Genomic DNA, 21,944 nt, shown 5'->3' with positions numbered 1-21,944 from the left:
CACGCACTACGCATAGGAGATGTGGACCGGATGGCACGACGCGGAATTCTGGGGCGCGGCCGACGCGAATACGAGACGCCCGAGCCGCACCCCTCCGGTGCGCGTCCGCCGAAGATCCCCGGCGAACTCGTGCCGAACCACGTGGCGATCGTCATGGACGGCAACGGCCGCTGGGCCAAGGAGCGCGGTCTGCCCCGCACCGAGGGGCACAAGGTCGGCGAGGGCGTCGTCCTCGACGTGCTCCGGGGCTGCATCGAGATGGGCGTCAAGAACCTGTCGCTGTACGCCTTCTCCACGGAGAACTGGAAGCGCTCGCCCGAGGAGGTGCGCTTCCTGATGAACTTCAACCGCGATGTCATCCGCCGCCGCCGGGACGAGATGGACGCGCTGGGCATCCGTATCCGCTGGGTCGGCCGGATGCCGAAGCTGTGGAAGTCCGTGGTGCAGGAGCTCCAGGTCGCCCAGGAGCAGACCAAGGACAACGACGCCATGACGCTGTACTTCTGCGTCAACTACGGCGGCCGGGCGGAGATCGCGGACGCGGCGGCGGCCATCGCCGCCGATGTGCGGGCCGGGAAGCTGGACCCGGCGAAGGTCACCGAGAAGACCGTGGCCAAGTACATGTACTACCCGGACATGCCGGACGTGGACCTGTTCGTCCGGCCGTCCGGTGAGCAGCGCACCTCGAACTACCTGATCTGGCAGAGCGCCTACGCGGAGATGGTGTTCCAGGACATTCTCTGGCCGGATTTCGACCGGCGGAACCTGTGGGACGCCTGTCTCGAATACGCCAAGCGGGACCGCCGCTTCGGCGCGGCCCCCGAGGTGGCGCCCGCGACGTGAGGGCCTCGCCCACCGCGTACGCGACGGCGGCCGGACCCCTGCCCAGGGGTCCGGCCGCCGTCGTATCGCCGTTGCCGTCGGCGCTCCGCGTCAGGCGGAGCCGTCGGCCGCCTTGGCCGCGCACTCGCCGCACGTACCGAAGATCTCGATGGTGTGCCCGACGTCCTGGAAGCCGTGCTCGGCGGCGATCTGGTCCGCCCACTTCTCCACGGCCGGGCCCTCCACCTCGACGGCCTTGCCGCAGTTGCGGCAGACCAGGTGATGGTGGTGGTCGTCGGTGCTGCACCGGCGGTAGACGGCCTCGCCGTCGTTGGTGCGCAGTACGTCCACCTCGCCCGCGTCCGCGAGGGACTGCAGCGTCCGGTAGACCGTGGTCAGCCCGACCGAGTCCCCCCGGTGCTTGAGCATGTCGTGCAGCTCCTGCGCGCTGCGGAACTCGTCCACCTCGTCCAGTGCCGCTGCCACGGCGGCCCGCTGCCGCGTCGACCGGCCGCGCACCGGAGATCCAGCGCTCGCCACCGTTGCCTCCCTAGGTCTCGGGACGTCCCCCTGCACATCAGTCCGGCCATTGTGCCAGGTGATGACCGGAGCCCGGGTGCAACGCTTACGCGTACCTCTATCCCCGGGCCCCCTGCACGCTGACGTCGTCGCCGGGGGAGCGGCTGCCGGGCAGATCCAGAGTGCACTGCCGGGCGGCCTCGGCGGCGGCCCGGGCGCGCTTTCTGGCCAGTGGGGCGGCCAGCGCCGCCATCAGGGCGAAGACCGCGATGGCCAGCAGCACGATGCTCGCGCCGGGCGGCACGTCCACGTAGAAGGAGAAGACCGTACCGGAGAGGGTGACGACGACTCCGATGGCGACGGACAGCGCGAGGGTCATCGCGAAGCCGCGGGTGGCCTGCTGCGCGGCGGCCACCGGCACCACCAGCAGCGCGCTGACCAGCAGCAGCCCGACGGCGCGCATCGCGACCGTGACGGTGAGCGCGGCGGTGACGGCGAGCAGCAGGTTCAGCGCCCGTACGGGCAGGCCCATCACCCGGGCGAACTCCTCGTCCTGGCACACCGCGAACAGCTGGCGGCGCAGCCCCAGGGTGACCGCCATCACGAAGGCGGCCAGGAGGCAGGTGACCATCACGTCCTCGGGGGAGACGCTGTTGATCGAGCCGAAGAGATAGCTGGTCAGGTTGGCGGTGGAGCCGCCGGGCGCGAGGTTGATGATCAGCACGCCGCCGGCCATGCCGCCGTAGAAGAGCATCGCCAGCGCGATGTCGCCGCGGGTGCGGCCCTTGGACCGCACCAGCTCCATGGCGATCGCGCCGAGCGCGGCGACCAGGACGGCCATCCACACGGGCGAGGTGCGCAGCAGGAAGCCCAGCGCGACACCGGTCAGCGCGACGTGCCCGATGCCGTCGCCCATGATCGCCTGGCGGCGCTGGACGAGGTAGATGCCGACGGCCGGCGCGGTGACGCCGACCAGGAGGGCGGCGAGCAGCGCCCGCTGCATGAAGGCGTAGTTCAGGAGGTCCATGTCAGGTCAGTCCGTCTCAGGTCAGCAGCCCGGTGCGGACCGGCTCGGCGGCCGGGTCCGCGTGCGGGTGGACGTGGTCGTGGCCGGGCAGGGCGTGCTGGCCCACGGCCTCGGGCGGCGGGCCGTCGTGCACCACGCAGCCGTCGCGCAGCACCACGGCGCGGTCGATCAGCGGCTCCAGCGGGCCCAGCTCGTGCAGGACGAGCAGCACGGTGGCGCCCGCCGCGACCTGCCCCCGCAGCGTCTCGGCCAGCACCTCCTGGCTGGCCAGGTCCACCCCGGCCATCGGCTCGTCCATGATCAGCAGCTCCGGCGCGCCGACCAGGGCGCGGGCGATCAGCACCCGCTGGTGCTGGCCGCCGGAGAGCGCCTCGGCGGAGTCCTTGGCGCGGTCCGCCATGCCCACCAGGTCCAGCGCCCGGTGGACGGCGTCCCGGTCGGCCCGGCCGGGCCACTTCAGCTTCGTACGGGCCAGCCGGCCGGACGCGACGATCTCCCGGACGGTGGCGGGCACGCCGCCCGCCGCGGTGGTGCGCTGGGGCACGTAGCCGATGCGCGCCCAGTCCTTGAACCGGCGCTGCGGGGTGCCGAACAGCTCCAGTTCGCCGCTGGTCAGCGGCACCTGGCCGACCACGGCGCGGACGGCGGTGGACTTGCCGGAGCCGTTGGCGCCGAGCAGGGCCACCACCTCTCCGCGCCGTACGGTCAGGTCGACGCCGCGCAGGACGGGGCGTGCGCCGAGCGCCGCACCCGCCCCGCGCAGCGATATGACCGTGTCCTGGTCCTTCATGGCCGCATCCTCCCGTCGTGCCGTACGAACCTGTCCCACCGGGTGTCCGGCCGCGTCACCCGGCCGTGCCGTGCGCCCGGTCACTTGGCGCCGAGCGCCTTCTGGAGGGCCGCCAGGTTGGCTTCCATGACCTGGAGGTAGTCCCGGCCCTTGGACCGGTCGGTGATCCCCTCGATGGGGTCGAGCACGTCGGTCCGTACGCCGAGGTCCTCGGCGAGGGTCTTGGCCATCGCGGGGTTGGTCAGGGTCTCGGAGAAGACCGTGTCGACGTGGTGGTCCTTGGCCAGCTTCTGCAGCTCCTTCATGCGGCTGCCGCTGACGTCGCTGGACTCGGGGTCGATGCCGCTGATGGCCTCCTCGGTGAGGCCGTAGCGCTCGGCGAGGTAGCCGAAGGCGGCGTGGGTGGTGATGAAGGTGTCCGCCTTCTTGTTCTTCAGCCCGTCCTCGAACTTCTTGTTCAGGTCGCCGAGCTTCTTGACCAGGTCGTCGGTGTTGCGCGCGTAGTCCGCCCGGTGGGCCGGGTCGGCGTCCGCGAGCGCCTTGCCGACGCCCTTGGCGACCTGGGAGAACTTCACCGGGTCGAGCCAGATGTGCGGGTCGTTGCCGTCCGCCTCGTGGGCGTGGTCGTGGCCCTCGTGGCCGTGCTCGTCGTGCTCGGTGCCGTTGTCGCCGGTGGTGTGGGCGTGGCCGTCCACCTCGTCGCCGTGCTTCTTCAGCCGGGTCAGGGACGCCGCGTCGACGATGTGCTTCACCCCGGACTGCGCGACGGCCTGGTCGACGGCGGGCTGGATGCCCTTGAGGTAGACGATCGCGTCCGACTCGCCGAGCTCGGCGGTCTGCCGGGGGGAGAGTTCCAGGTCGTGCGGCTCGGTGCCGGGGGAGGTCAGGTCGGTGACCTTGACGTGGTCCTTGCCGATCTCCTTGGCGAGGAACTCCATCGGGTAGAACGACGCCGTCACGTTGAGCTTGCCGTCGGCCTTGCCCCCGCTGGAGTCGGAGCAGGCGGAGAGGGCCGTCATGCCGAGGACACAGGCTCCGGCTATGACGGCGGTGGGTATGTGACGTCGTACGTTCATGACAGTCATTTTCAACAAAAGTGGAAACGATTGTCAACAAGGGGTCCCGGAACGGACCGGCGGCGAACCGATTTGATCCGGGGGGCAGGGCCGCCGGTAACCTGAAGCATTCGCCCGCCCGTCTCCCGACCACCACCCCACAAGGAGACGCCAGGGCGCCGCTCCTACCCATCGTTCGTCGTCGCAATGAAGAGAGCACCGTGGCCGCCGACAAGATCGACACAATCGTCAGCCTGAGCAAGCGCCGTGGCTTTGTATACCCGTGCAGTGAGATCTACGGCGGCCAGCGCGCCGCCTGGGACTACGGTCCGCTCGGCGTCGAGCTCAAGGAGAACATCAAGCGCCAGTGGTGGCGTTCCATGGTCACCTCGCGCGACGACGTGGTCGGTATCGACTCGTCGGTGATCCTGGCGCCCGAGGTCTGGGTGGCCTCCGGCCACGTCGCCACCTTCACCGACCCGCTGACCGAGTGCACCGCCTGCCACAAGCGGTTCCGCGCCGACCACCTGGAAGAGGCGTACGAGGCCAAGCACGGCCGGCTGCCCGAGAACGGCCTGGCCGACGTCAACTGCCCGAACTGCGGCAACAAGGGCCAGTTCACCGAGCCCAAGCAGTTCTCCGGCCTGCTCTCCACCCACCTCGGCCCCACCCAGGACAGCGGCTCGGTCGCCTACCTGCGCCCCGAGACCGCCCAGGGCATCTTCACCAACTTCGCCCAGGTCCAGCAGACCTCCCGCAAGAAGCCGCCGTTCGGCATCGCGCAGATGGGCAAGTCCTTCCGCAACGAGATCACGCCCGGCAACTTCATCTTCCGCACCCGCGAGTTCGAGCAGATGGAGATGGAGTTCTTCGTCAAGCCGGGCGAGGACGAGAAGTGGCAGGAGTACTGGATGGAGCAGCGGTGGAACTGGTACCGCGACCTCGGCATCCGCGAGGAGAACATCCGCTGGTACGAGCACCCCGCCGAGAAGCTCTCGCACTACTCCAAGCGCACCGCTGACATCGAGTACCGCTTCCAGTTCGGCGGCTCCGAGTGGGGCGAGCTGGAGGGCGTCGCCAACCGTACGGACTACGACCTGTCCTCGCACTCCAAGGCGTCCGGCCAGGACCTGTCGTACTTCGACCAGGAGGCCGGCGAGCGCTACACCCCGTACGTCATCGAGCCGGCGGCCGGTGTCGGCCGCGCCATGCTCGCCTTCCTGCTCGACGCGTACACCGAGGACGAGGCGCCGAACGCCAAGGGCAAGATGGAGAAGCGCACGGTGCTGCGCCTCGACCCGCGCCTGTCGCCGGTCAAGGTCGCGGTCCTGCCGCTGTCCCGCAACCCGCAGCTGTCGCCGAAGGCCAAGGGCCTGGCGGCCGACCTGCGCAAGAACTGGAACATCGACTTCGACGACGCGGGCGCCATCGGCCGCCGCTACCGCCGCCAGGACGAGATCGGTACGCCGTTCTGCGTCACCGTCGACTTCGACACCCTGGACGACAACGCGGTCACCGTGCGCGAGCGCGACACGATGAAGCAGGAGCGGGTGTCGCTGGACCAGATCCAGTCGTACCTGGGCGGGCGTCTGCTGGGCTGCTGACCCTTCGCGGGGCGCCGCCGCACCGGAAAGACGGCATCGAACGCCGGCCGGGCTGGTCTTCCCAGCCCGGCCGGCGTTCGTGTTCCGCGAGACCACCCCATGGCGTCACCGGGCCGAGCGCGCGGCGAGCGCCGCACACAGCGCCGCCAGCGGCAGCTCTGCGCCGGCCGCCATGATCACGGCGGTCAGCAGCTCGCTCCCCGGCCCCGCCGTCGCCACGTCCACGCACGCGTCGGCGGCGAGCAGCACCGCGGCCACCGCCGCTGCCGCCCGGTTGCCCGGCCGCCCCGCCATCGGCCGGGTACCGGCGATCAGCAGGCACGCCGCCTCGACCGCGTCCAGCGCCACCCAGGCCGCCGCCTCCGCGGGCGGCAGCGTCCCGGCGAGGTAGCCCATCCACGGCAGCAGGGCCAGCCCGGCGCCGGTCAGGACGCGGCCCGCCCACGTACGGCGGCTCGCGGTCAGGGTGAACGGGCGCGCCGTGCAGGGCGGGTCGCAGGCGATGAGCGCCATGGGCATGCCTCTTCCGGGGTGGGTGAACCCGGCCTTCGGGCTCGTGATCCACTCTCCCGGCGGGGGCGGCCGAAGTCAGTAACACCCGGGTCCGACCCGGGGTGGCACCAGTTGCACCCCCGGAGCGGAAACTGTCGTCATGGCCCGCCCGGCAGGCCGCGCCTACCGTATGGATCATGACCATTCCCCCGCGGCTGCGCCGTGCGCTCGTACGGACGCGCCGCGATCTTCTCTTCATCGGCGCCGGGGTGCCGCTGCACGGCACCGTCCCTCCGCTCTTCCTCTGGGCGCTCACGCAGCTGATCAACACCCTGAAAGGCAGCTCCTCCGCCGCCCCGATCGTCTTCTGGGCCCCGGCCACCTTGCTCGTCATCTGCGCGTACGGCCTGACCGAGGCCCAGCGGTGGCGATTCCGGGCGCTGTGCGGAATGGACCTGCCAAGGTTGCGCTTCCGTGAAGCCAAGCGGCAGTTCGCCTACAACTGGCTGATCGGACCGCTCTTCGGGGCGCTGGAACTGCTGCTGCTCGCGGTGCTGGCGGCGGCCCTGGCGGCGGCGACCAGTCCGGCGTGGATCTTCGCGGTGGACTGGCGGTGGCGGGTGGACCACCCTGCGTACGCCACCCAGGCCGGGTACGCCTGTGTGGCGGGCCTGCTGGCCCTGGCCGCCATCCCCGCCCTCGCCGCCGGCCTCGTACGGCTGGAGAACCTCGTCGCCCGCGCGGTGCTGCACGTCAGCCGCTCCGAGGAGCTCCAGCGGCGGGTCGAGGACCTGACCAGCAGCCGGGCCGGCGCGGTCGATGCCGCCGACGCCGAACGGCGCCGCATCGAACGGGACCTGCACGACGGCGCGCAGCAGCGGCTGGTCGCGCTCGCGCTGAACCTGGGGCTGGCCAAGGCCACGCTCAGGGACCTGCCGCCCGAGGCGCAGCAGGTCATCGACGAGGCGCACCGGGAGGCCAAGGAGGCCATCGAGGAGCTGAACAGCCTGGTGCGCGGGCTGCACCCGGCCGTACTGGACGAACTCGGCCTGGACGCCGCCCTGTCGGGCCTGGCGGCACGGGTGCCGCTGCCGGTACGGCTGCGCACGGACCTGCCGGACCGGGCCGCGCCCGCCGTCGAGGCGGTCGCCTACTTCGTCGTCTCCGAGGCCCTCAACAACGTGGCCAAGCACGCGGACGCGACCCGGGCGGATGTGACCGTGACCCGCCTGGGGGAGATACTTCGGGTGGTCGTCGCCGACGACGGAGTGGGCGGTGCCGATCCGGCCCGGGGGAGCGGTCTCAAGGGGCTCGCCCAGCGCGTGCGCTCCGTGGACGGGGCGTTCCGGATGAGCAGCCCCGTCGGGGGGCCGACCGCCATGACCGTGGAGTTGCCGTGCACGACCTGACGCCCGCCGTACGCCGCGCCGTGATCGCCGAGGACTCCGTCCTGCTGCGGGTCGGCCTGGTGAAGGTGCTGGAGACGGCCGGGTTCGAGGTGGCCGCCGAGACCGGCGACGCCGAGGCGCTGCTGGCGGCGGTGGCGGAGCACCGGCCGGACCTCGCGGTGGTGGACGTACGAATGCCGCCGGGCTTCACGGACGAGGGGGTGCGGGCGGCGCTGGAGATCCGGGAGCGGTGGCCGGGGACCGCGGTGCTGATGCTGTCGCAGTACGTGGAGGAACGGTACGCCACCAACCTCCTCGCCTCGAACACCAGCGGCATCGGCTATCTGCTCAAGCAGCGGGTCGCGGACGTCGAGGAGTTCATCGAGGCGCTGCGCCGGGTCGCCGCGGGCGGCACCGCGCTGGACCCGCAGGTGGTGGCGCAGCTGCTGGTACGGCGGCAGAGCGACCCGCTGGAGCGGCTGACCGAACGCGAACGGGAGGTCCTGGCCCTGATGGCCGAGGGCCGCTCCAACGCGGGCATCGCGGCGGCCCTGGTCGTGAGCGAGTCCGCGGTAGCCAAGCACATCAACAACATCCTGGCCAAGCTGGACCTGCCGAAGGCCGACGCGGATCATCGGCGGGTGCTGGCGGTGTTGCGGTTCTTGGGGGTGTGAAGGGGCGCCGTCGGCGCCCGGGCAGAGAGCGTGGGCATGCGCAGCTCCTCGCCGAACTCGGCCGACTCCCGCTCGGCGTAGCCGTCCTCGCCCGGCTCCCAGAAGACGGTGGTCCGCTGCTCCTCCATGTCGACCAGCAGATACACCGGCACACCGGCCTTCCCGTACGTAGTGAGCTTGTCCCCGTAGTCGTGGTGACGGGTCGCCGGGCAGGTCAGTTCGACAGCCAGGGAAAGCTCCGTGCTGTCCAGGTGATGCTCGTCCGTGTGGAACGCGCTCTTGGCGGCGGCGTACATCTCCGGTTGCAAGGCGCGCTCCTGCGCCGGGAACGTGAAGAGGCAGGGGAAGCCCGTCAGGACGTGTCCGTCCGGCAGGAGTGGCGTCAGCTGCGATTCGATCGCCAGCATGGTGAGCATGTAGGAGGGCGGCGGCCACGGCGACAGGACGATGTTCTCGCCGACGATCTCCGCCCGGTGGCCGTCGGGTACGTCGATGCTCAGGAGATCACGAAGGACTCTCCGGAACCGGGTCGGGTCGTGCGTAACGGATTCGGTGGTCTGCCGTTCGAGCAGCAGCGTCATGACACATAGCCCCCCGTCGAGTGATCAGGCTGATACTCAGCGTAGGAGACGCCGCTGACAACGACGGCCGTCACGTCAACCCCGCAACCCCCGCAACACCAACCCCACCACCGCCTCCAGCGCCTCCTCGATCCCGGGCTGCGACCAGTCCGCCGCGTAACACGGATCGTGGAAGCGGCCGGTCGCGTCGAAGACGGCCCGTGCCAGCGTCGCCGAGTCGCCCGGCGCGAACGCGCCCTGTTCGATGCCGTCCAGGATGATCGCCGCCAACTGGCCGGTCAGGTCGGCGACATGGCCTTCCACGACGCCGCCGCTCTCGCCGACCAGTGTCATGTAGGTCGCGAACAGTTCGGGGTCGTCGCCCGCCTTGTGCTGCTTCGCGGTGAACAGGGCGCGCACCCAGCGGCGCAGCCGCTCCGGCGCCGGGCCGCCCTCGGTGACGATGGCGCTCAGCTGCTCGCTCGTACGGTCCAGCCAGCGCTGCGTGACCGCCTCGCGCAGCGCCGTCTTCGTACGGAAGTGGCGGTAGACGCTGCCGTGGCTGACGCCCAGCGCCCGCGCCACGTCCACGACGGTGGCCTTGGCCGGGCCGTAGCGGCGCAGCACGTCCTCGGTGGCTTCGAGGATGCGTTCGGGGGTCAGGGTCTCGGCGGGTGGCATGGGGGCGTACGGGCCTTTCGGTCGGGGGCGCCGCGCGGGGCGCCCTGGTACGGACGCGGCGGCGTCCTCCTTGGGACCGTACCCGTACGTCCCCCGGCCGTGCCCGTGAAGGCCGGCGCTCGCTGCCCGGAAAGGTCAGCGCTCGCTGTCCAGAAGGGCCATCTGCTGTGTCGGGTAGCGGTCCCCGGCCGCGGCGCCCGCCGGGACGGCGCGCTCGATGGCCGCGAGGTCGCCGGCGTCCAGCGTGACGTCCAGCGCGCCGAGCGCCTCCGCCAGCCGGTCCCGCCGGCGGGCGCCGACCAGCGGCACGATGTCCTCGCCCTGGGCGAGGACCCAGGCGATGGCGATCTGCGCGACCGTGACGCCCTTCTGTTCGGCGATCTCGCGCAGCGCGTCGGTCAGGTCGAGGTTGCGGTGCAGGTTCTCGCCCTGGAAGCGCGGGCTGGCCGCGCGGAAGTCGTCCGCGGCCAGCTTGCGGTCGCGCGCGAAGTGGCCGCTGAGCAGGCCGCGGGAGAGGACGCCGTACGCGGTGACGCCGATGCCCAGCTCGCGCGCGGTGGGCAGGATCTTGTCCTCGATACCGCGGGAGATGAGCGCGTACTCGATCTGGAGGTCGGCGATCGGGGCGACGGCGGCGGCCCGGCGCAGGGTGTCCGCGCCGGCCTCGGACAGTCCGATGTGCCGGACGTGACCGGCCTCGACCAGCTCGGCGACGGCGCCGACCGTCTCCTCGATCGGCACGTCCGGGTCGACGCGGGCGAGCCGGTAGATGTCGATGTGGTCGGTGCCCAGGCGCTGGAGCGAGTACGCGGCGAAGTTCTTCACCGAGGACGGCCGGCCGTCGAGCCCGATGAAGTCGCCCTCGACGGTGCGCTGGGCGCCGAACTTGACGCTGGTCAGCGCCTGCTCGCGGCGGGCCGCGGGCGCGCTGCGCAGCGCCTCGCCGATGAGCAGTTCGTTGTGGCCCATGCCGTAGAAGTCGCCGGTGTCCAGCAGGGTGACGCCGGCTTCGAGGGCCGCGTGGATGGTGGCGATGGATTCGCCGCGGTCGCCCGGGTCGCCGTACAGGGCGGACATGCCCATGCAGCCGAGGCCGAGGGCCGAGGACTGCGGGCCTGTGGTGCCGAGGGTGCGGGTCTGCACGGGTGCTCCTCAGAGGTGGAGGGGTGGTGGGGTGCCGCCGGCCGCGCCCGGACAGGCACGGCGGCGACACGACAACCATGGCATGACTGCTGACAGATTTCAATATCTGTCAGTCCATGCTCTGTATCGCCCTTCCCGCACCCCGCGTCAGCGCACCACCCGCGGCAGCCGGAACGTCAGTGCCACGTTCAGCACCACCGTCGCCACCTGCGCGAGCAGCGCGACGATCAAGGCGTCCCGTACGCCCATCGAGGGCAGCAGGCCGAGGAAGAGCGTGCCGAGGGTCGCCACGCCCAGGGCCAGGCCGGCCTGCTGGGTGGTGACCATGGCGCCGCTCCCCGCGCCGGCCTGGGCGGCGGGCAGCTCGCTCAGCACGATCCGCATCAGGATCGGCAGGACGAAGCCCTGGCCCACGCCGAGCAGCGCCATACCGCTCGCCATGGCCGCAGCGGGGACGTCCGGCCACTGCGTACGGAAGACCAGCGCCAGCACCAGAAGCCCGGTGCCCTGGATCAGCGAACCGGCCAGCACCACCCGGCGCCCGAAGCGCGCCACCAGGCGCGGACCGGCCAGCGAGGCGAAGAAGAAGGCCACGCACAGCGGGGCGAGGGACAGTCCGGCCGCCAGCGGCCCGTAGCGCAGGCCGTCCTGGAGGCCGACGGCCAGCACGAACATGAAGCCGCCGAAGCCCACCGAGAACGGCAGGATCAGGGCCAGGCCGCTGCGTACGGAGCGCAGGCGCAGCAGGGACGGGGGGACGAGCGGGGTGCGGCCGGCCCGTTCGGCACGCCGTTCCACGACGACGAACGCCGCGGCGGCGAACGGGAAGACGACGGGCAGCAGCCAGGACCACACCGGCCAACCTGCCGCGCGGCCCTCGGTCAGCGGCAGCAGCAGGCTGACCAGCGCGACGGCCAGCAGGGCGGTGCCGGGGCCGTCGACCCGGGTCGGGTGCGGCGAGCGGGTCTCCGGCACGGTGCGCAGCGCGAGCAGCAGCGCTGCCGCGGCGACCGGCACGTTGACCAGGAACACCGCGCGCCAGCCGGTCCCGGCCAGATCGGCGGCGACCAGCAGTCCGCCGAGCACCTGGCCGACAGCGCTGGCGACCCCGGCCGTACCGCCGTACAGGCTGACTGCCTTGGCGCGGCGCGCTCCGGTGGTGGTGGACTGGATGGTGGCGAGCACCTGCGGCAGCATCAGCGCCGCCGCCGCGCCCTGGGCGACGCGCGCCGCGACCAGCGTCCACGCGTCCGGCGCCACCCCGCAGGCCAGCGAGGTGATCCCGAAGGCGGCCAGCCCCCACAGGTACAGCCGGCGGCGGCCGACCATGTCGCCGAGCCGGCCGCCGACGACGAGGAGGACCGCGTACGCGACGCCGTAGCCCGCGACGACCATCTCCAGCAGGGCCGGGCCCGCGTGCAGATCGCGGTCGATGGTCGGCAGGGCCACGTTGACGATGAAGAAGTCGATCATCGGCAGGGCGGCGCCGAGCAGCACGGTGAACAGCCCGAGCGTGGTCAGCGCGGGATGGGTGGGACGGGCGGGGGCGGACTCCGGGGTCCGCGTGGGGAGGGTTCGTACGTCGGTATCGCTCACAGGGAAGACGATCGTCCGCCGCCCAGGGGGGTACCAGAGTCTCCTTATCCTGGTACCAGGGCTACCTGGCAACCGGCTGGGTCTTCCGGCACGCTGGGATCATGACCGCCACGATGCCGGAGACGGTACGGGAGACAGCACAGCGGCCGACGCCCACGGACGGCGCCGTCCGGCGCGGTGAGCTGGCCGCCTTCCTGCGCAGCCGCCGCGAGCGGATCACCCCGGAGCAGGTCGGCCTGCCGCGCGGCCCCCGCCGCCGTACGCCGGGCCTGCGCCGCGAGGAGGTCGCCCACCTGTCCGCGGTCGGCGTCACCTGGTACACGTGGCTGGAGCAGGCCAGGGACATCCAGGTCTCGCCGCAGGTGCTGGACGCCGTGGCCCGCGCGCTGCTGATGGACCGGGCCGAGCGCGGCCACCTCTTCGCGCTGGCCGGCGTGGCCGACCCGGTGCGCGGCAAGGAGTGCACGGGCGTGCCGCAGGCGATGCGGCAGATGCTCGACCAGCTCGTGCCGTTCCCCGCCGTCATCCAGAACAGCCGCTTCGACATCCTGGCGTACAACAGCACGTACGGGCGGCTGCTGTGCGATCTGGACACGCTGCCGGAGGAGGACCGCAACTGCCTGTGGCTGGCGTTCACCAACGCCGACTGGCGGGCGAGCCTGGTGGACCTGGACAAGACCCTGTGCGTGATGGCCGCCAAGTTCCGTGCCTCGATGGCCGGACACGTCGCCGAACCGGCCTGGAAGGCGCTGGTGGCGCGGCTGGAGGCGGCCTCGCCGGAGTTCCGTGAGATCTGGGCGCGCCAGGAGGTCGTACGGCCGGTGAGCCACTCCAAGATCTTCCGCCACAAGGACGTGGGCCTGTTGCGGCTGTCCTCCACCGGCCTGTGGACCGGCCCCAATCACGGGCCCAAGATGCTCACCTACACACCCGACGACGAGGAGACACGCGAGCGGCTGGAAAAGCTTCAGACGCTGATCCGCGCCGGGGGCTGATCGCCGGGCCCGTGTGGCGGGGACTGCCCGTCCTGCGCGGACTCCAGCCGTTCCGCAGTACGGCGCGCGGTCTCGCGCGCCCAGCGGCCGGTGGTCAGCGCGCCCAGCAGCAGTACGGCGGCGCCGCAGCCCGCGATGATCCACCATGCCGGACGGCTCGCCTCCACGAACTGGCTGCCCGTGGCGGCGGCGCGGGTCCCGCTGGCCAGTACGGCGCCGATCACCGCGACGCCCAGCGACTGCCCGACCTGCCTGCTGGTGGAGGCGATCGCCGCCGCCACGCCCGCCTGCGTACGCGGCATCCCGGAGACCGCGGTGTTCGTGATGGGCGCATTGACCAGCCCGAATCCGATGCCGAAAAGCACGTACCCGGTGAACAGCAGTGGTGTGCTCGCCTCCGCCTCGAAGGCCGCGAACAGCACCCCGCTGACCATCATCGTCAGCCCGGCCAGCAGCAGCGGCAGCCGCGCGCCCACCGCCCCGACCAGCCGCCCGGACAGCGGCGCGAACACCAGCGTCATGCCTGCCATGGGCAGCATGTGCAGCCCCGCGTCCAGCGCTGACAGGCCCCGGACGTCTTGGAGGTAGAGCGTGTTGACGAAGAGGAAGCCGCCGAGCGCGGCGAACGCGCAGACCGCCACGACCGTGGCTCCGCTGAACGGCGCACTGCGGAAGAACCGCAGATCGATCAGCGGCTCGGCCCGCCGCCGCTCGTACCACAGCAGTCCGGCCAGCGCGGCGACGGCCGCCGCGGCGAAGCCCAGGATCAGCGGCGAGGTCCAGCCGGCCGCCGGGGCCTCGATGATCGCGTACGTCAGGGTGCCGAGCAGCGCGATCACCAGCAGCTGGCCGACGGGATCGGCCCGGCGCGGATGCGGAGCGCGCGACTCCGGCACGTACCGGACGGTCAGGAACAGCGCGAGCGCCCCGATGGGCACGTTGATCCAGAAGATCGCCCGCCAGTCGACGCTCTGCACCAGCAGCCCGCCGACGATCGGCCCGGCCGCCATGCTGATGCCGACCACGCCGCCCCACACCCCGATCGCCCGGGCCCGCTCCTTCGGCTCGGTGAAGGTGTTGGTGATGATCGACATCGCGACGGGGTTGAGCATCGAGCCGCCGACCGCCTGCACCATGCGGAACGCCACCAGGCACTCCAGGTTCGGCGCCAGGCTGCACAGCAGCGAGCCGAGCGCGAAGACCACCAGGCCCGTCTGGAAGACGCGGCGCCGGCCGAGCCGGTCCGCGGTGGAGCCGGCCAGCATCAGCAGCGAGGCCAGGACCAGGGTGTAGGCGTCGATCGTCCACTGCATGCCGGACAGCGTGGTGTCCAGGTCCTTCTGCATGGAGGGCAGCGCGACGTTCAGCACGGTGTTGTCGAGGCTGACGATCAGCAGGCTCATACAGCAGATGGCCAGGACCAGCAGGCGCCGCCGGTGGCTGAGCTGGGGCATAGGTGAACGCTACAACCAGCGGGGACCGGCGGCTCCGGGGAGGCCGCCGCCCGTGTGCGTGACGCCGGGGTTTGCGGCTCTGTGCGGCCGCCGCCGCGCGTGCGCGACGACGGTGCGACGACGGGGACCTACGGCTCTGGCGAGGCCGCCGGCCGAGTGCGCGACAATGGGAGGTCGCTCAGTCCGCCGCCGACCCCGAAGGAAACCCGCTCCCCATGACTCAGCTGCAGATCGGCCCGCACGCGGTGCAGCCGCCCGTGGTCCTCGCGCCGATGGCCGGGATCACCAACGCCCCCTTCCGGACGCTGTGCCGGGAGTTCTCCGGCGGCAAGGGCCTGTTCGTCAGCGAGATGATCACGACGCGGGCACTGGTCGAGCGCAACGAGAAGACCATGCAGCTGATCCACTTCGACGAGACGGAGAAGCCGCGCTCCATCCAGCTGTACGGCGTCGACCCGGACACCGTCGGCAAGGCCGTCCGCATGATCGCCGACGAGGACCTGGCCGACCACATCGACCTGAACTTCGGCTGCCCGGTGCCGAAGGTGACCCGCAAGGGCGGCGGCTCGGCCCTGCCGTACAAGCGCCACCTGCTGCGCTCCATCCTGCGCGAGGCGGTCTCCAACGCGGGTGACCTGCCGGTGACGATGAAGATGCGCAAGGGCATCGACGACGACCACATCACCTACCTCGACGCGGGCCGGATCGCGGTCGAGGAGGGCGTCACGGCCATCGCGCTGCACGGCCGGACGGCGGCCCAGCACTACGGCGGCACCGCCGACTGGGAGGCCATCGCCCGCCTGAAGGAGGCCGTCCCGGAGATCCCGGTGCTCGGCAACGGGGACATCTGGTCGGCGGACGACGCGCTGCGGATGGTCCGCGAGACCGGCTGTGACGGCGTGGTCGTGGGGCGCGGCTGCCTGGGGCGGCCGTGGCTCTTCGGCGACCTGGTGGCGGCCTTCGAAGGGACGGGCACGTACGCGCGGCCCACCCTCAAGGAGGTCGCTGCCGTGATGCTGCGGCACGCCACGCTGCTGGGGGAGTGGCTGGGGGACGAGGCGCGCGGCGTCATCGACTTCCGCAAGCACGTCGCCTGGTACACGAAGGGCTTCTCGATCGGCTCGGAGCTGCGCAAGAAGCTGGCAATCGCCTCGTCGCTGGACGAACTGGACGCTCTGATGAGCGAGCTGGACCTTGATCAGCCCTGGCCGGCGGGTGCCGACGGACCCCGTGGCCGCACATCTGGCCGGAACCGGGTGGTCCTGCCGGACGGCTGGCTGGACGACCCGTACGACTGCGCGGGCGTCACGGCCGACGCGGAACTGGACACTTCGGGCGGCTGAGGCGCCCACCGGGCCGATCGCGGTCCGCATGCGGCCCGGTTCCGAGGACGGCTCGGGGCCGGGCCGGGTCCGTTTCCGGGTCCGCATGGCGGGACCGTGGCGTACGGGAGGGCGTGATTCTCGCCACCCTTGATAGGGGTCGCGCTCAGATGAGCAGATCGCGGGGGAGTGCACCTCTCCAATAGGTGGCACTGGGTGCCACCCCTTCCGCGTTCATGTGATCAAGAAATTTTCGCGCTGGGTAGCGCCCCGGGCCGCTCTCCGTCGCCCTGCGCCATCTTGCATTCAAGTTTTGAATCAACTCCTCGGGCCGTCGCGACTTTCGATCTGCTGGCGGACGGCGGGTTACGGGCGTATGTCGACCGTGTGGACGTACCCAGACACCTTCGATCTGGGTATGTTCCTCGCCGTCAGGGCAGTCCGTCGGCGAGGAGAGAGTCCCGTGCCGGAAACACAAGATCCCCACGTAACCCCGTCCGAGCCTGCGAAGTTCGTCTACGACTTCACCGAGGGCAACAAGGACCTCAAGGACCTCCTCGGCGGCAAGGGCGCCAACCTCGCCGAGATGACCAACCTGGGGCTTCCCGTTCCGCCGGGATTCACGATCACCACCGAGGCGTGCAAGGTCTACCTCGACAGCGGCCAGGAGCCCGCGGCACTGCGTGCCGAGGTCACCGAGCACCTCGAAGCGCTCGAAGCGACCATGGGCAAGAAGCTCGGCCAGGCCGACAACCCTCTCCTCGTATCGGTGCGTTCCGGGGCGAAGTTCTCGATGCCCGGCATGATGGACACCGTGCTGAACATCGGCCTGTCCGACGCGTCGGTTTCCGGCCTCGCCACCCAGGCCGGCGACGAGCGCTTCGCCTGGGACTCCTACCGGCGGCTCATCCAGATGTTCGGCAAGACCGTGCTCGGCGTGGACGGCGACCTCTTCGAGGAGGCGCTGGAGGAGGCCAAGCGGGCCAAGGGCGTCCGCGTCGACGTGGACCTGGACGCGGCCGACCTGGAGAACCTGGTCGGGCAGTTCAAGGACATCGTCGCCAAGGAGACCGGGCGGGAGTTCCCGCAGGAGCCCCGCGAGCAGATGGACCTCGCCATCCGCGCGGTCTTCGACTCGTGGAACACCGACCGCGCCAAGCTCTACCGCCGCCAGGAGCGCATCCCCGGCGACCTCGGCACGGCCGTCAACGTCTGCTCGATGGTCTTCGGCAACCTCGGCCCGGACTCCGGCACCGGCGTCGCCTTCACCCGCGACCCGGCCAGCGGCCAGCAGGGCGTCTACGGCGACTACCTCCAGAACGCGCAGGGTGAGGACGTCGTCGCCGGCATCCGCAACACCGTGCCGCTCGCCGACCTCGAAGGCATCGACAAGCCGTCGTACGACGAGCTGATGCGCATCATGGAAACCCTCGAAACGCACTACAAGGACCTGTGCGACATCGAGTTCACCATCGAGCGCGGCAAGCTGTGGATGCTCCAGACCCGCGTCGGCAAGCGCACCGCCGGCGCCGCCTTCCGTATCGCCACCCAGCTCGTCGACCAGGGCCTGATCGACGAGGCCGAGGCCCTCCAGCGGGTCAACGGCGCGCAGCTCGCCCAGCTGATGTTCCCGCGCTTCGACGAGAACGCGAAGACCCAGATGATCGGCCGGGCCATCGCCGCCTCGCCCGGCGCCGCCGTCGGCAAGGCCGTCTTCGACTCCTACACCGCGGTCAAGTGGTCCCGCTCCGGCGAGAAGGTCATCCTCATCCGCCGGGAGACCAACCCCGACGACCTCAACGGCATGATCGCCGCCGAGGGCATCCTCACCTCGCGCGGTGGCAAGACCTCGCACGCCGCCGTGGTCGCCCGCGGCATGGGCAAGACCTGCGTCTGCGGCGCCGAGGAGCTGGAGGTCGACACCAAGCGCCGGTGCATGACCGCGCCCGGCGGCATCGTGGTCGAGGAGGGCGACGTCGTCTCCATCGACGGCTCCTCCGGCAAGGTCTACCTCGGTGAGGTGCCGGTCGTCCCGTCGCCGGTCGTCGAGTACTTCGAGGGCCGGATGCACGCCGGCGCAGACGACGCCGACGAACTGGTCAAGGCCGTGCACCGGATCATGGCGTACGCGGACCGGGTACGCCGGCTGCGCGTCCGCGCCAACGCCGACAACGCCGAGGACGCCGCCCGCGCCCGCCGCTTCGGCGCCCAGGGCATCGGCCTGTGCCGTACCGAGCACATGTTCCTCGGCGAGCGCCGCGAGATGGTCGAGCGCCTGATCCTCGCCGACACCGACGCCGACCGCGAAGCCGCCCTCGGCGAACTGCTGCCCCTCCAGAAGGCCGACTTCATCGAGCTGTTCGAGGCGATGGACGGCCTGCCGGTGACGGTCCGGCTGCTCGACCCGCCGCTGCACGAGTTCCTGCCGGACATCACCGAACTGTCCGTACGCGTCGCCCTCGCCGAGTCCCGCAAGGACCCCAACGAGAACGACCTGCGCCTCCTCCAGGCCGTGCACAAGCTGCACGAGCAGAACCCGATGCTGGGCCTGCGCGGCGTCCGCCTCGGCCTGGTCATCCCCGGCCTGTTCGCCATGCAGGTACGGGCCATCGCCGAGGCCGCGGCCGAGCGCCGGAGCGCGGCCAAGGGCGACCCGCGCGCCGAGATCATGATCCCGCTGGTCGGCACCGTCCAGGAGCTGGAGATCGTCCGTGAGGAGGCCGAGCAGGTCATCGCCGAGGTCGAGCGGGCCCGCGGCGTGGACCTCAAGCTCACCCTCGGCACGATGATCGAGCTGCCCCGCGCCGCGCTGACGGCCGGTCAGATCGCCGAGTCCGCCGACTTCTTCTCCTTCGGCACCAACGACCTGACCCAGACGGTCTGGGGCTTCAGCCGCGACGACGTCGAGGCCAGCTTCTTCACCGCCTACCTGGAGAAGGGCATCTTCGGCGTCAGCCCGTTCGAGACCATCGACAAGGACGGCGTCGGGTCCCTGGTCCGCAGCGCCGCCGAGGCCGGCCGCGCCACCCGCCCCGACCTCAAGCTCGGCGTCTGCGGCGAACACGGCGGCGACCCGGAGTCGGTGCACTTCTTCCACGAGGTGGGCCTGGACTACGTCTCCTGCTCCCCGTTCCGCATCCCGGTCGCCCGCCTCGAAGCGGGCCGCGCGGCGGCGGAGTCCCTGGGCAGCGACAGCCGCTGACCCGGACGACGACGACCGGAGCCGGCCGGGGGCCGACCCTCACCCCCACTCCCGGCTCCGGATCCCGACGAGGGCGGCACCTGTGCGGAGGTGCCGCCCTCGCTTTTGTGATCTGCGGGAACGCAACGATCATGGCCCTGACGTGCGAAAACTACTCGCAGTGATTGCCGTAGTTTTCCGGGATCTTCCTGGCCCTTGTGCCCTCGTTGTGCCCTCCGGGTAAGGCGGCCTCGCAGGACAGTGCCCCGGTTCACCATGTGTCGGTGAGCCGGGGCACAGACGGCTCTCGGCGGCATGGCGCGCTTTCACACCTTGGTGACGCAGACGAACCCGAGCGACCGCAGTCCCTCGGACCGGCACAGATGATCAGAAGCGCCGCCGACCTCGGTCTGTAGAAGCTGGTAGGCGGCGCCGTTCCGCTGCCCCCAGCTCATCGCCGCACGCCACAAAGCGCGCCCGAGGCCGCGGCCCCGCTGCTCGGGAAGGATGCCGAAGTACTGCGGGAGCAGGCGGGCGGCGCCGCGTGAATCGGGCATGACCTCCATCGGTCCGATGGCGCCCACGACGCGCCCCTCGTCGACCGCGACCAGTACGGGTCCGACACCGCCGGCCCCCATACGGTCGTGCAGGAAGGCGAATCCCTCGTCGGCAAGCAGCTCGGCGAATCTCGGGAACGTCGCCTGCACGGATACAGGGCAGTCGGTGAGTGGGTGTACCCCTTCGGGGGCGTGGGCCGGGTACTCAGGGCCGAACTCGCGGAGTTGGACGCGGGTCACCTGCCCTTGAGCGGCTGGCCGTTCTTCCGGGCCTGCGAACGACACGACGCGACCGGTCGCTGCGTCATGCGTGGCGCAGAGTTTCATGGCGAGGTCGGCGGCGAGGTCGTGCCCGTCGGGGTGCGTGCCGTACAGGTGGACGCTCACCGTTCCCGCACCCCGCCGCGACAGGGTCGGCAGCAACGTCTCGTGAGGGTTGTGAGCGATGTCCTCGACAAGCACACGTTCGGTCTTCACGTCGGACCATCGTTGGTCTTTGTCGTGCGGGAGGAAACGACCGGTAGGTGCGTTGGCGACGACATCGGCGAACAGTTGCGGCCCAAGCGTGGTGGGGTGCACGGGGCCGATCGTCGGGACGTACGGGGCGGTGATCTCGGGTCCTAGCCAGTCCCAGCGGAATCGCATGGCGGCACATTACTCGCCTGCCACACAGGGCTCAGGCCCCGCACGAAAGTGTCGGGGCCTGAGCGGGATCGAGCGGTTGCGGTCAGTGCGGGTTGTCGTCGCCCGCTTGGCACGAACACATCGCGCTGTCCATGACCTCGTCGAGCCGCGGCACCACGGTGACCGTGGTGACCGGGGCTGCGGCGGGCGTGACGGGACGCGTCGCGTAGGGCACGGTCCCCGAGGGCTGAATCGGGGCCATCTCGACGGATACGGCTGTCATGCGGCTTCACCCTGCCTTTTTCATTCCGTGCTGACAGTAGGTTTCCTTCTGCGCCCCCGCCTCCTGGTAGTGCTTGGCAAGCGGACGGCACACAACGCACTGGCCGGCGAGCGTGCAGCCTGAGCAACCGCCAGTGCGAAGCATGAGTCGGTCGGCGACGGCGCCCAGCCGTGCGAGGCCGTCGAGCCCTTCCTCGGCGAGATTGATTTGATCGTCACGCCCGATCTTGCAGATCGAGGCGAGGCCGTGCGGGTCGACGTGGAAGAAGGTGTGTCCCGCGTTGCACCCGGTGAACGGCTTTCGCATCCGCAGATGCTCTTTCGACTGGGCGGTGAGCGACTCGGCGCCTCCGTAGATCGTCGGCGTCATGTTCGTGTAGACGTTGTGCTCGATGGCCCACTGCTCGGCGAGCGCGACCATCTGCTGTTCCTCGTGCGCGTTGTCCTCGGTGACGATGATCGAAAGTCTCAGCGGCAGCCCCGCCTCGCGGGCGGCCACCATGCCGCGTTGGAACAGTTCCCACGCGCCACGGCGCTGGGTCAACTCGTCGTAACTGTCCTTCGTGGCGCCGTACATCGACACGGTGACCCGGTACGGCGGGAACCGCTCGAACATGCTCAGCAGGTTCTCGCGCCACAGGAGGGAGGCGTTCGTCGAGACCGTGAGCATCATGCCCATGCGGAACGCTGCCTCGTAGGTGTGCATGAAGTGCTTGTCGACGGTCGGTTCGCCGCCGGTGATCTGGAAGAACAGCACCCCAGCATCCCGGACGACTCCCAGCACCTTGAGTTTGTCGGCGAGCGACATGCCAGAGAAGACCTTCAAGCCGAGGTAGCAGTGCTTGCACTGGTAGTTACAGCCGAGGTTGATTTCCCAACTCGCCCGCGAGTAGCCGTGCGCGGACGGCTCCCGAACGAGTAGGTAGTCGGTCATGGCGCGGTCGCCGATGTGCGTCCCCCACCGCTCGCGGACGGCGTCGAGCAGCCACGGCGGGGCGGGGGCGTCGCTGCCGGCCGCGCGCCGCAGCTCCTCGTAGTTCGCCTCGGGGAGCAACAGCCCGGACGAGTCCCCAGGGCGTACGAGCATGTGCTGTTCCAGGAACGGGCTGGCAATCAGTTCGTGCATGTCCCCTCTTCTCTTCCTCGGGAGGTGGGTCCGCCCCTGCCGGGGCTCGGCT

General features: G+C 70.8%; 20 protein-coding genes. 7 read left to right on the top strand and 13 right to left on the bottom strand.

What is annotated here, in order from left to right; translation table 11 throughout:
- Positions 1-30 precede the first annotated feature (30 nt).
- A complete protein-coding gene (locus tag ACH4FX_RS08865; protein ID WP_398476633.1) occupies positions 31-843 on the top strand; it encodes an isoprenyl transferase in 813 nt (270 codons plus the stop codon).
- A 90-nt stretch (positions 844-933) separates the two neighbouring features.
- Here ACH4FX_RS08865 and ACH4FX_RS08860 read toward each other — a convergent pair whose 3' ends face one another.
- The 4 genes from ACH4FX_RS08860 to ACH4FX_RS08845 form a co-directional block, all read right to left on the bottom strand.
- Positions 934-1,362 carry a Fur family transcriptional regulator gene (locus ACH4FX_RS08860; RefSeq protein ID WP_398476631.1) on the bottom strand — a complete coding sequence of 143 codons (429 nt, stop codon included), beginning with the start codon at positions 1,360-1,362 and terminating at the stop codon, positions 934-936.
- A 97-nt stretch (positions 1,363-1,459) separates the two neighbouring features.
- Positions 1,460-2,368, bottom strand: a complete 909-nt coding sequence (locus ACH4FX_RS08855; RefSeq protein WP_398476629.1) for a metal ABC transporter permease — start codon at positions 2,366-2,368, stop codon at positions 1,460-1,462.
- Between the two features lie 16 nt (positions 2,369-2,384).
- Positions 2,385-3,158: a metal ABC transporter ATP-binding protein gene (locus ACH4FX_RS08850; protein ID WP_398476627.1), complete on the bottom strand. Its 774-nt coding sequence runs from the start codon at positions 3,156-3,158 to the stop codon at positions 2,385-2,387.
- Positions 3,159-3,238: 80 nt separating this feature from the next.
- Positions 3,239-4,234, bottom strand: a complete 996-nt coding sequence (locus tag ACH4FX_RS08845; protein WP_398476625.1) for a metal ABC transporter substrate-binding protein — start codon at positions 4,232-4,234, stop codon at positions 3,239-3,241.
- Positions 4,235-4,434: 200 nt separating this feature from the next.
- Here ACH4FX_RS08845 and ACH4FX_RS08840 point away from each other — a divergent pair, with 200 nt between their 5' ends.
- Positions 4,435-5,817 carry a glycine--tRNA ligase gene (locus ACH4FX_RS08840; RefSeq protein WP_398476623.1) on the top strand — a complete coding sequence of 461 codons (1,383 nt, stop codon included), beginning with the start codon at positions 4,435-4,437 and terminating at the stop codon, positions 5,815-5,817.
- Positions 5,818-5,922: 105 nt separating this feature from the next.
- Here the strand turns inward: ACH4FX_RS08840 and ACH4FX_RS08835 are convergent, their stop codons facing one another.
- Entirely contained in the window at positions 5,923-6,336 is a 414-nt protein-coding gene (locus tag ACH4FX_RS08835) for a hypothetical protein (protein ID WP_398476621.1), read from the bottom strand.
- A gap of 170 nt (positions 6,337-6,506) precedes the next feature.
- Here ACH4FX_RS08835 and ACH4FX_RS08830 point away from each other — a divergent pair, with 170 nt between their 5' ends.
- Entirely contained in the window at positions 6,507-7,718 is a 1,212-nt protein-coding gene (locus tag ACH4FX_RS08830) for a sensor histidine kinase (RefSeq protein WP_398476619.1), read from the top strand.
- Between the two features lie 20 nt (positions 7,719-7,738).
- On the top strand, positions 7,739-8,371 hold the full coding sequence (locus ACH4FX_RS08825; protein ID WP_398477037.1) for a response regulator: 633 nt from the start codon (positions 7,739-7,741) through the stop codon (positions 8,369-8,371).
- Here the strand turns inward: ACH4FX_RS08825 and ACH4FX_RS08820 are convergent.
- The 4 genes from ACH4FX_RS08820 to ACH4FX_RS08805 all read right to left on the bottom strand — a co-directional run bounded on the left by ACH4FX_RS08820 (position 8,329) and on the right by ACH4FX_RS08805 (position 12,351).
- Positions 8,329-8,952 carry a Uma2 family endonuclease gene (locus tag ACH4FX_RS08820; RefSeq protein ID WP_398476617.1) on the bottom strand — a complete coding sequence of 208 codons (624 nt, stop codon included), beginning with the start codon at positions 8,950-8,952 and terminating at the stop codon, positions 8,329-8,331. The genes ACH4FX_RS08825 and ACH4FX_RS08820 overlap by 43 nt on opposite strands.
- Before the next feature lie 75 nt (positions 8,953-9,027).
- Positions 9,028-9,612 carry a TetR family transcriptional regulator gene (locus ACH4FX_RS08815; protein ID WP_398476615.1) on the bottom strand — a complete coding sequence of 195 codons (585 nt, stop codon included), beginning with the start codon at positions 9,610-9,612 and terminating at the stop codon, positions 9,028-9,030.
- A gap of 135 nt (positions 9,613-9,747) precedes the next feature.
- Positions 9,748-10,755, bottom strand: a complete 1,008-nt coding sequence (locus ACH4FX_RS08810) for an aldo/keto reductase (RefSeq protein ID WP_398476613.1) — start codon at positions 10,753-10,755, stop codon at positions 9,748-9,750.
- A 147-nt stretch (positions 10,756-10,902) separates the two neighbouring features.
- Entirely contained in the window at positions 10,903-12,351 is a 1,449-nt protein-coding gene (locus ACH4FX_RS08805; protein ID WP_398476611.1) for an MFS transporter, read from the bottom strand.
- A 101-nt stretch (positions 12,352-12,452) separates the two neighbouring features.
- Between ACH4FX_RS08805 and ACH4FX_RS08800 the strand changes: the two genes are divergently transcribed.
- Entirely contained in the window at positions 12,453-13,346 is an 894-nt protein-coding gene (locus ACH4FX_RS08800; protein ID WP_398476609.1) for a helix-turn-helix transcriptional regulator, read from the top strand.
- Here the strand turns inward: ACH4FX_RS08800 and ACH4FX_RS08795 are convergent.
- A complete protein-coding gene (locus ACH4FX_RS08795) occupies positions 13,319-14,800 on the bottom strand; it encodes an MFS transporter (RefSeq protein ID WP_398476607.1) in 1,482 nt (493 codons plus the stop codon). The two genes, ACH4FX_RS08800 and ACH4FX_RS08795, sit on opposite strands and share 28 nt — an antisense overlap.
- 215 nt (positions 14,801-15,015) lie before the next feature.
- On the opposite strand from ACH4FX_RS08795, the gene dusB reads away from it, so the two are divergent.
- Complete coding sequence (gene dusB, locus ACH4FX_RS08790) at positions 15,016-16,143, top strand: tRNA dihydrouridine synthase DusB (protein ID WP_398476605.1); 1,128 nt, start codon at positions 15,016-15,018, stop codon at positions 16,141-16,143.
- 442 nt (positions 16,144-16,585) lie between these two features.
- Positions 16,586-19,324, top strand: a complete 2,739-nt coding sequence (gene ppdK, locus ACH4FX_RS08785) for a pyruvate, phosphate dikinase (protein ID WP_398476603.1) — start codon at positions 16,586-16,588, stop codon at positions 19,322-19,324.
- A gap of 305 nt (positions 19,325-19,629) precedes the next feature.
- Here the strand turns inward: ppdK and ACH4FX_RS08780 are convergent, their stop codons facing one another.
- The 3 genes from ACH4FX_RS08780 to ACH4FX_RS08770 form a co-directional block, all read right to left on the bottom strand.
- Complete coding sequence (locus ACH4FX_RS08780) at positions 19,630-20,505, bottom strand: GNAT family N-acetyltransferase (RefSeq protein ID WP_398476601.1); 876 nt, start codon at positions 20,503-20,505, stop codon at positions 19,630-19,632.
- An 82-nt stretch (positions 20,506-20,587) separates the two neighbouring features.
- The gene (locus ACH4FX_RS08775) at positions 20,588-20,767 is read right to left on the bottom strand and encodes a hypothetical protein (protein ID WP_398476599.1); all 180 of its coding nucleotides are present in this window, start codon (positions 20,765-20,767) and stop codon (positions 20,588-20,590) included.
- Positions 20,768-20,773: 6 nt separating this feature from the next.
- Positions 20,774-21,892 carry a radical SAM protein gene (locus ACH4FX_RS08770; RefSeq protein ID WP_398476597.1) on the bottom strand — a complete coding sequence of 373 codons (1,119 nt, stop codon included), beginning with the start codon at positions 21,890-21,892 and terminating at the stop codon, positions 20,774-20,776.
- Between the last annotated feature and the right edge of the window lie 52 nt (positions 21,893-21,944).

It is taken from the genome of Streptomyces sp. NPDC018019 (assembly GCF_044327805.1).
Lineage (GTDB): Bacteria > Actinomycetota > Actinomycetes > Streptomycetales > Streptomycetaceae > Streptomyces.
Note: the sequence above shows the minus strand (reverse complement) of the source record. Positions and strands in the feature narration are given on the sequence as shown.